6 protein-coding genes and 1 tRNA gene are annotated in these 9,373 nt (G+C 70.2%); 3 read left to right on the top strand and 4 right to left on the bottom strand.

The features are described 5' to 3' along the window. Positions 1–35: 35 nt before the first annotated feature. The 4 genes from JHN63_RS41130 to JHN63_RS41115 all read right to left on the bottom strand — a co-directional run bounded on the left by JHN63_RS41130 (position 36) and on the right by JHN63_RS41115 (position 6,481). Entirely contained in the window at positions 36–767 is a 732-nt protein-coding gene (locus tag JHN63_RS41130; RefSeq protein ID WP_200690231.1) for a hypothetical protein, read from the bottom strand. Positions 768–831: 64 nt separating this feature from the next. Continuing rightward, complete coding sequence (locus tag JHN63_RS41125; RefSeq protein ID WP_200690230.1) at positions 832–2,175, bottom strand: M1 family metallopeptidase; 1,344 nt, start codon at positions 2,173–2,175, stop codon at positions 832–834. An 80-nt stretch (positions 2,176–2,255) separates the two neighbouring features. Then, on the bottom strand, positions 2,256–6,119 hold the full coding sequence (locus JHN63_RS41120; protein WP_200690229.1) for a Pls/PosA family non-ribosomal peptide synthetase: 3,864 nt from the start codon (positions 6,117–6,119) through the stop codon (positions 2,256–2,258). A gap of 277 nt (positions 6,120–6,396) precedes the next feature. Continuing rightward, a tRNA-Leu gene (locus JHN63_RS41115) sits at positions 6,397–6,481 on the bottom strand. A gap of 201 nt (positions 6,482–6,682) precedes the next feature. On the opposite strand from JHN63_RS41115, the gene JHN63_RS41110 reads away from it, so the two are divergent. The 3 genes from JHN63_RS41110 to JHN63_RS41100 all read left to right on the top strand — a co-directional run. Beyond that, positions 6,683–8,008: a M20/M25/M40 family metallo-hydrolase gene (locus JHN63_RS41110; RefSeq protein WP_200690228.1), complete on the top strand. Its 1,326-nt coding sequence runs from the start codon at positions 6,683–6,685 to the stop codon at positions 8,006–8,008. Positions 8,009–8,231: 223 nt separating this feature from the next. Continuing rightward, positions 8,232–8,465 (top strand): chaplin ChpH, encoded by a 234-nt coding sequence (gene chpH, locus JHN63_RS41105; RefSeq protein WP_110627083.1) that lies wholly within the window; start codon positions 8,232–8,234, stop codon positions 8,463–8,465. Positions 8,466–8,597: 132 nt separating this feature from the next. Then, the coding region (locus JHN63_RS41100; RefSeq protein ID WP_234478453.1) for a chaplin at positions 8,598–9,373 on the top strand (776 nt) is incomplete at its 3' end.

Below are 9,373 nucleotides of genomic sequence, written 5' to 3'. Positions count from 1 at the left end.
GGGTGGGTTGGGGCATGGGGACCATTGTGCCGGGGCTACGGCGACGGGCTCTCTGGGGTGACGATAAGCGGCAGGGACGCGTAGGCCAGATCAACGCTAGACCTTGTGATTCCGAGTCTCGTGCGGTCGAGTTTCGCGCAGGCAAGGAGGCGTGACCCTATGCTCACGGGCTCGCTGTCGGCGGCCGTGGCGTTGATGAACTGCACCAGGAGGGCTCCGGTGACCCGGGTACCGATCTGTTCCACGAACTTCGCAGGCAGTACCCACGCGACCCCGTGGTGCAGTTTTCCGTCGACGGTCCGGTGGACCCTCTTCGCGTACCAGCCGTCCTTCTTGAGCTGAGGCGCGCTTCGCATCTTCAGATGGGCGATCGTGGCCGCCGCAGTGTTCAGTTCGGGTAAGCCAGCCAGCGTGGCCGTGATCTTGCCTGCGACCTCCAGCGCAGGTTTGACTGCCTGCAGGTCCTCTGCCAGCGCGGTGCGCCAGGTGTGCTCGTCCTGCACCGGCGGTAGGTGGTACACGAGAGCCTGGACGTCCTTCACCCGCCAGTCGTCGGCGGCTGGGAACAGCAGCCTGACCTCGGCCTGCGGTGTGTAGCCCTCCGGGTACCCGAACGTCCAGATGTACAGGAACGCTGTGAACGGGTGTGCGGTGTCAATCTCCGTGGTGAGTAGTTTCTCCAGCGGAATGGACTGCGGCTCGGTCTCCCCGTAGACCTCCAGCCACTCACCCGTCTCCGCGAACCCCCGGCTCCACGCAGACGTCATGACCTCACCCCCGTGAAGCCACTTGATACTCCGTCAGCTCCCTACCCGCAACGGAGTTGACCGCTCAGACCGCGATCCCCGTCTCCGCCGAAGGCATCGGAGGCAACCGCGTCCCATGGACCCACGCATCAAAAAGCTGATCCAACGGCTCGGAAGTGAACCGCGACGCATGGGACGTGAAAGTCGCCGTCGTCACCGTGCCGTTGCGGTGCTGGTTGGCCCAGCCGCGCAGCATGCGGAAGAACGCGATGTCGCCCAGCGCGCAGCGCACCGCGTGGACGGTGACCCCGCCGCGTTCGTAGAGCCGGTCGTCGAACATCGACTTGCGGCCGGGGTCGGCGAGCCGCAGATCCTGGGGGAGCGTGGACAGCAACCGGTGTGCGGCGGCGGCGTGTTGATGGGCCGTACGGCCGCCCGAGCGCTCGGACCACAGCCACTCCGCGTACTTCGCGAAGCCCTCGTTCAGCCAGATGTGCCGCCAGTCGGCGATGGACACACTGTTGCCGAACCACTGGTGCGCCAGCTCGTGCGCGACGAGCCGTTCCGAACCCCGGGCCCCGTCAACGTGGTTGGCGCCGAACAGCGACAACCCCTGTGCCTCGACGGGGACATCGAGTTCCTCCTCCGTCACCACGACCGCGTACTCGTCGAAGGGGTACGGCCCGAACAGGTCCTGGAACAGCTCCATCATCGCCGGCTGCCGCGCGAAGTCCCTTGAGAACTCCGGGAGTAGATCCGACGGGATGTGCCCGTGCTGCGGGACGCCACCGAGCCCGGGGTCGCCGAGCAGTACCGTCTGGTACTTCCCGATCGACAGCCCGACCAGATAACTCGACGTCGGCGCCGACTGCTCGTACACCCAAGTGGTCGTCGAAGCCTTGGTAGTTCGGGTCAGCAGCCTGCCGCCCGCCACCACCGCGTACGCGGACGGCGTGGTGATCGAGATCTGGTACGAGGCCTTGTCGGCGGGCCGGTCGTTGCACGGGTACCAGGACGGCGCCCCGATCGGCTGGCTCGCCACCAGCGCCCCGTCGGTCAACTCCTCCCAGCCCAGGCCGCCCCAGGGACTGGCGACCGGCTTGGGATTGCCCGACCAGTGCACCTCGACGGTGAACGCGGCACCGGCCCGCAGCGGCTTCGCGGGCCGGACGCGGAGTCGGCCGCCGCGGTGCGTGTAGTGCGGCTGGCGGCCGTCCACCCGGATCCGGCCGATCTTGAAGTCGCCCAGGTTCAGCTGGAATTCGGGCAGCGGCGCACGGCCCGCTATGGCGTTGATACGGGCCGTGCCGGCCAGCCGGTTGGGGCCGGGGCGGTAGTCCAGCGCCAGCTCATAGCGGTGCACCCGGTAGCGGGCATCGCCGTTTGCCGGGAAGTACGGGTCCGGACCTGCCGCCTGCTGAACGGTCACTGCTGCGTCTGCTCCCTGCGCTGTGCTCGTATCTCGTACCCGTGCACCGCCCTCCGAAGCCGACGCCGCGTGACCTGTCCTCAGGATCGCCATGACTCGATCGGATTGCCCAGCCAGCGGGTGTCGTCCGGAACGGACTCCCCCGCCATCACGAGTGACGCGGGGCCCAGAGTGGTGCGCGCCCCGACCTCGCTGCCGGGCAGGACGATTCCGCCAGGACCCAGCGTCGCGCCCGCACGGAGGACCACAGTATCCGTCCGCAAGATCCGGTCGTGGAAGAGGTGCGTCTGGAGCACACAGCCGCGGTTCACCGTGGAGGCGTCCTCCAAGGTCACCAGGTCGGTCTCGGGCAGCCAGTAGCTCTCCACCCAGACGCCCTTGCCGATGTGCGCGCCGAGCCCGCGCAGCCAGGCCGTCAGCACCGGGGTACCCGGCACGGACCCGGCCAGCCACGGCACCGCCACGACCTCGACGAAGGTGTCCGCCAGCTCGTTGCGCCACACGTAACCGCTCCACAGCGGGTGCTCGGCACCGTGGTGCCGTCCCACGAGGGTCCACTTGGCCACGATCGAGATCAGCCCGGCCAGACCACCCACCGCCAGCAGCACGAGCCCCGACAGCAGCGGCGCCCACACCCCCAGCGCGCACAGCGCGGCCACCGTCAGCACGGCGAGACCCGCCGAGCAGAACACCGGCACGATCCGGCACAGCTCGACCAGCCCGCGCGCCCACAGCAGCTTGGCCGGCGGGTCGTACGTCCGGCTCTGGTCGCCGCCGCTCGTGCTGCGCGGCAGCTTCACCGGCGGCAGGCCCAGATACGACGTGCCCTTCTTCGCCTTCTTCGGCGTCGCCGACAACACCCCGACGAGCCCGCCGTCCGGCACGCTCCGCCCGGGCGCGGTCATCCCGGAGTTCCCGAGGAACGCCCGCCGCCCGATCTCGGCCCGCCCGATCCGCACCCAGCCACCACCGAGTTCGTACGGCGCGGTCAACGTGTCGTCGGCCAGGAACGCGCCCTCACCGACGGTCGTCAGGCTCGGCAGCGCGAGCACGGTCGACACCTCGGCGCCGCGCCCGATCCGCATCCCGAGCAGCCGCAGCCACACCGGCGTGGCCAGCCCGGCGTACAGCGGGAACAGGGTCTCGCGGGAGAGGTCCATCAGCTGTGTGACCGTCCACGCCTGCCAGCCGATCCGGCTGTGCGTGGGGTGCGTACCCTCGCGCAGGCCGAGGCTGAGCAGCCGTACACCGATCAGGATCAGCAGCGCGTACGTCAGCCCGAAGGCGAGCGTCGCCGGGACCAGGGCCAGGGACGCGCCCCGCAGTGCCTCGCCGAGACCGTCGCCCGGTGCCACGAACAGGCTGGTCACCAGGAGTGCTACGGCGCCCGCGACGACCGGCAGCATGGTGAGCGCGAAGCCCGTAAGGCCGTACATCACGCGCCAGTACGTGCCCCGCTGGGGGCGCTGCTTGGGCCAGTTGTGCTTGGCCTTGCCGAGCTTGACGGCGGGGGCGCCCGCCCAGCGCTGGCCGGTCGGGATCGTGCCGGTGACGGCCGAACCCGGCGCCACCTCGGCCCGCTTGCCCACCCGGGCGCCGGGGAACAGCATGCTGCGCGTGCCGACGACGGCGTGCGCGCCGATCTTGGTCGGGCCGATCTCCAGGCGGTCGCCGTCCAGCCAGTAGCCGGACAGGTCCACCTCGGACTCGACGGCGGCACCGCGGCCCAGCTTGAGCATGCCGGTGACCGGGGGGAGGGAGTGCAGGTCGACGTCGGGCCCGACCTTTGCGCCGAGGGCACGCGCGTACCGCTCCAGCCAGGAGCCGGTCAGCGCGGTCGCGCCGCTGAACTCGGCCAGCCGCTCCGCCGCCCACAGCCGCAGGTGGACGCTGCCACCGCGGTCGTAGCGTCCCGGCTTCACGCCTCGCAGCAGCAGGCGTGCGCCGCCCGCGGAGATCGCGAGCCGGCCGGGCGGGCTGAAGAGGAGCAGTGCCCCGGCGGCGACCAGCCACCAGGAGGCGGTGGGCAGCCAGGCGTAGCCGCCCAGTACGTTGCCGAGGGCGGCCAGTGCCACCGTCCAGCGCAGGCCGACCAGGGTGAACAGGGGCACCAGAGCGAGGAGTTGGATCACCTTGGCGCGGGTCGGCACCGGCGCGATCTCGCGTGCCGTGCCGTCGCCCTGCGCCGAGTCCTCCAGGTGGCGGGCCAACTTGCGGAGCGTGGGCTGCTGGTAGATGTCGAGGACGGCCGCGCTCGGGTAGCGGGTGCGCAGCCGGGTGGTCAGCTGGGCGGCGGCCAGGCTGCCGCCGCCGATCGCGAAGAAGTCGTCTGCCGCGCTGCTCACGGGGATGCCCAGCACCTCGGCCCACTGCTCGGCGAGCCAGGCCTCCGTGCCGTAGAGCTGCTCCTTGGCGCCACCGGTCTCCAGGCCTTCGAGCGGCCAGGGCAGTGCGTTGCGGTCCACCTTGCCGGAGGTGCGGGTCGGGAGGTCCTCGACCGGCGCGATCAACGGCACGAGTGCGGCGGGCAGTTCGGCCCGCAGCTTCTCTACGGCGGCGGCCTGGTCCCAGCCCTCCTGCGTGACGACATAGCCGACGAGAAGTTGGTTGCCACTGCGGGCAGTTCGTACGGCGGCCGCGGCGCCCGCGACTCCGGGCAGTGCCTGGAGGGCCGCGTCGACCTCGCCCAACTCGATCCGGCGTCCGCCGAGTTTGATCTGTTCGTCGGCACGGCCGAGGAAAATCAGGCCCTCGGGCTCGGCCTTCACCAAGTCACCGCTGCGGTACGCCCGTTCCCAGCCCAGCGACTCGAGAGGCGCGTACTTCTCCGCGTCCTTCTCGGGGTCGAGGTAGCGGGCGAGACCGACCCCGCCGATCACCAACTGGCCGCTGCCGCCCATCGGTACGGGCACCCCGGCCTCGTCGACGACGGCCAACTCCCAGCCGTTCAGGGGGAGTCCGATACGGATCGGCTCGTCGCCGGTCATCAGGGAGGCGCAGGCGACGACGGTCGCCTCGGTCGGCCCGTAGGTGTTCCAGACCTCACGGCCCTCGGTGACCAGCCGCTGCACCAGCTCGGGCGGGCAGGCCTCACCACCGAAGATCAGCAGGCGTACGTCGTTCAGCGCCTCCGGCTCCCACAGGGAGGCCAGGGTCGGCACGGTCGAGACGACGCTGATGTCCTGGTCCACCAGCCAGGGGCCGAGGTCGGCGCCGCTGCGGACCTGGGAGCGGGGGACGGGCACCAGGCAGGCGCCGTAGCGCCAGGCGAGCCACATCTCCTCGCAGGACGCGTCGAAGGCGACGGACAGCCCCGCCATGACCCTGTCACCCGGACCGATGGGGTCCTCGGTGAGGAACAGGGCCGCCTCGGCGTCCACGAAGGCCGCAGCGCTGCGGTGGGTGACGGCGACGCCCTTGGGCTTGCCGGTGGAGCCGGAGGTGAAGATGATCCACGCGTCCTGCTCGACACCGGGCCGGGCGGCCGGGACGTCACTGTGCCCGAGCACGGTCAGCGCGTGCTCGGCGCCGATGACGGCCCGGACATCGGCCTCGCCGAACACCAGCTCGGCCCGCTCGTCCGGGTCCTCGGCGTCGACGGGGACGTAGGCGGCACCGGCGGCGAGGACGGCGAGGATCGCGATGTAGAGGTCGTTGGTCCCGGACGGGACGCGCACGCCGACCCGGTCGCCGAGGCCGACACCGGCGGCGGCCAGGGTGCGACGCAGGGTCTCGACCTCGACGGCCAGCGCACGGTAGGTGAGACGGACGGTGCCGTCGTCCAGGGCGAGCTCGTCGGGATACGACCGCACGGACGCGTCGAAAATGTCGACCAGCGTGCGGGCCGAGGCGGCGGGCGCCGCGGAGAATCGTGCCGTATCGCCGAACTGTGTGCGGATCTCTTCGTCAAGCCCGAGAGCACTGCTCTCGTGTATGGCTGCCATCGGTCCTCGCGTCTCGAACCCGGAAACTTCCGGGGTGCTGGCGGGCCCGCAGGTATGCCTGGGGTTGTCCGGCTCCAGCTCCGTTCCGTAACAAGCCGGAAATTTTAGTACGACGCTAGGCGCCCCGCCCGCCGACGGCCACTCGGGGAAGCCGAACGGAGGCACTCCGTGAGCGTCCGGCGACGCTCTGACCTGGTGATCTTCGGGCCGGGGGAGACATCCCCCACAAAACCGGCGAGGGCCGCGACCTTGGTGGTCGCGGCCCTCGCCGACGATGTGTCCGAGGGGGGACTTGAACCCCCACGCCCGATAAAGGGCACTAGCACCTCAAGCTAGCGCGTCTGCCATTCCGCCACCCGGACAAGGTGTCTGTCGCGCGTGGTTTCCCCCGCGGCGACGAAGGAAACATTACCAGGCTTCCGGGGGTGGCCGATCACCCCCTGTTCCCACCCCCGTCCCGCGTGAACGGCGTGTGACGGGCCTGGACGGGGCTTGGGTGCGACCGGCCGGAGAGAGAGGATGAGGGGGAACCGCCGGCAGTGACAGCAGTGGGAGGAAGCAGCGTGAGCGACACGGACACGGCCAAGGGCGTCACCGGTGAGGACGAGGTCGTGGACCTCTGCCGCGAGCTGATCCGGTTCGACACCAGCAACTACGGCGACCACTCGGGGCCGGCGGAGCGCAAGGCGGCCGAGTACGTCGCCGAGCAGCTCGCCGAGGTGGGCCTCGAACCGCAGATCTTCGAGTCGCACCCCGGACGCGCCTCCACGGTCGCCCGGATCGAGGGCACGGACCCCTCCCGGCCCGCGCTCCTCATCCACGGCCACCTGGACGTCGTACCGGCGAACGCGGCGGACTGGACCCACCACCCCTTCTCCGGCGAGGTCGCCGACGGGTGCGTGTGGGGGCGTGGCGCGGTCGACATGAAGGACATGGACGCGATGACCCTGGCGGTCGTCCGCGACCGGCTGCGCGGCGGGCGCAGGCCTCCGCGCGACATCGTGGTCGCGTTCCTCGCGGACGAGGAGGCGGGCGGTACGTACGGGGCGCGGCACCTCGTCGACAACCACCCCGAGCTGTTCGACGGTGTCACCGAGGGCATCAGCGAGGTCGGCGGGTTCTCGTTCACGGTGAGCGAGGAGCGGCGGCTCTATCTGATCCAGACGGCCGAGAAGGGCATGCACTGGATGAAGCTGACCGTGGCCGGCACCGCCGGGCACGGGTCGATGATCCACCGGGACAACGCGATCACCGAGCTGTCGGAGGCGGTCGCCCGTATCGGCCGGCACAAGTTCCCGGTACGGGTCACGAAGACGACGCGGGCCTTCCTCGACGAACTGGGCGACGCGCTCGGCACCCAGCTCGACCCCGAGGACATGGAGTCCACCCTCAAGCGGCTCGGAGGCATCGCCAAGCTGATCGGCGCCACGCTCAGCAACACCGCCAACCCGACGCAGCTGAACGCCGGTTACAAGGTCAACGTCATCCCCGGCGAGGCCACCGCGCACGTCGACGGGCGGTTCCTGCCCGGGCACAAGGAGGAGTTCTTCGCCGACCTCGACCGGATTCTCGGGCCGAACGTGAAGCGTGAGGGCACGCACTCCGACAAGGCCCTGGAGACCTCCTTCGACGGGCCACTGGTCGAGGCCATGCAGTCCTCGCTGCTTGCCGAGGACCCGACCGCGAAGGCGATCCCGTACATGCTCTCCGGCGGTACGGACGCCAAGTCCTTCGACGACCTGGGCATCCGAGGCTTCGGCTTCGCCCCGCTCAAGCTGCCGCCGGAGCTGGACTTCGCGGGCATGTTCCACGGGGTCGACGAGCGGGTGCCGGTGGAAGGGCTGAAGTTCGGGGTGCGAGTGCTGGACCGGTTCATCGACGCGTCGTGATGTCGTGCGGCGCGTGTCGTGACGCGGTTCTGCACGCGCCGTGACGTCGTGAAGCATGCGTCGTGACGTCGTGAAGCACGCGTTGACGGCGGTAATCGATCGCGCGTGCGGGGGTGACTGGGACGAGTGAATGTGCTCATAAGCTCGTAGCTCCATTACTCCCTCCTCGTTACAGGTGATGCGATCGGCAACACGAGATCGCTTTTGCCAACAAGGAGGAATAATGATCAAGAAGGTCGTCGCCGCTGCGGCTGCCACCGGTGGCCTGGTTCTCGCGGGAGCGGGCCTGGCCGTCGCCGACGCGGGTGCCCAGGGTGCCGCCGTGCACTCCCCGGGTGTCGTTTCCGGCAACGTCATCCAGGTGCCCGTGCACGTCCCGGTGAACGTGTGCGGCAACACGATCTCGGTGATCGGTCTGCTGAACCCCGCCTTCGGCAACACCTGCGTCAACAAGTGACGTCGCCCCTCTGAGGGGTGACCACGTCCTCGGCCCCGGAGCGCGCGCCATGCGCTCCGGGGCCGACGGTCTTTGCGCGAGAAATCGCGTGAGGAATTTCAGTCAGGAATAAAGGCAGGGGGGAATTCAGCAATGCGACAGGTCACTCGAAAGAGCTTGATGACCATGGCGGCCGCGACCGGGGTGATCGCCGCCGCGGGCGGTGTCGCCCACGCGGACTCGGGCGCCGTCGGCTCCACTTCGGACTCGCCGGGCGTACTGTCCGGCAACACCGTGCAGGCACCGGTGCACGTGCCGGTCAACGTCTGCGGCAACACCGTGAACGTGGTCGGGATCCTCAACCCGGCGGTCGGCAACAAGTGCGGCAACCAGGGCGGGGGCAGCACCGGCGGTAGCGGCCATGGCGGTGCTCATGGCGGCGGTCATGGCTCGTCGGGCGGTGGTTACGGCGACGGCGGTGGTTACGGCTCGGGCGGCTACGGCGGTGGCTACGGTTCCGGTGGCTCCGCCGGCCATGGCGGTTCCGGTGGACACGGCGGTTCCGGCGGACACGGAGCGCACGGCGGCTCAGGGGGCGCGCACGCCGGCGGACACGCCTCCGGCTCGCCCGGTGTCGGCTCGGGCAACCACGTCCAGGTACCGATCGACGTGCCGGTGAACGTGTGCGGCAACAGCGTCGACGTCATCGGCATCGGCAACGCCGCGACCGGCAACGACTGCGCCAACGACGGGAGTTGGAGCGGGGGCGGCCACGACCACGGCACGCCTCCGGGCGGCGGGGGTCACCATGGTGGTGGCGGTGGCCATCACGGTGGTGGAGGGGGTCACCACGGAGGTGGCGGTCACAACGGCGGTGGCGGAGGCCATCACGGGGGTGGTGGCGGTCACGGTGGTGGAGGTCACCACGG

Origin of the sequence: Streptomyces sp. MBT65, from assembly GCF_016612545.1 — a bacterium.
In the GTDB taxonomy this organism is placed as follows: Bacteria; Actinomycetota; Actinomycetes; order Streptomycetales; family Streptomycetaceae; genus Streptomyces.
Note: the sequence above shows the minus strand (reverse complement) of the source record. Positions and strands in the feature narration are given on the sequence as shown.

Bases quoted from the DNA above. Each gene is read 5' to 3' on its own strand.
- JHN63_RS41130 (WP_200690231.1), bottom strand. From the start codon at position 767: ATGACGTCTGCGTGGAGCCGGGGGTTCGCGGAGACGGGTGAGTGGCTG.
- JHN63_RS41120 (WP_200690229.1), bottom strand. From the start codon at position 6,119: ATGGCAGCCATACACGAGAGCAGTGCTCTCGGGCTTGACGAAGAGATC.
- chpH (WP_110627083.1), top strand. From the start codon at position 8,232: ATGATCAAGAAGGTCGTCGCCGCTGCGGCTGCCACCGGTGGCCTGGTT.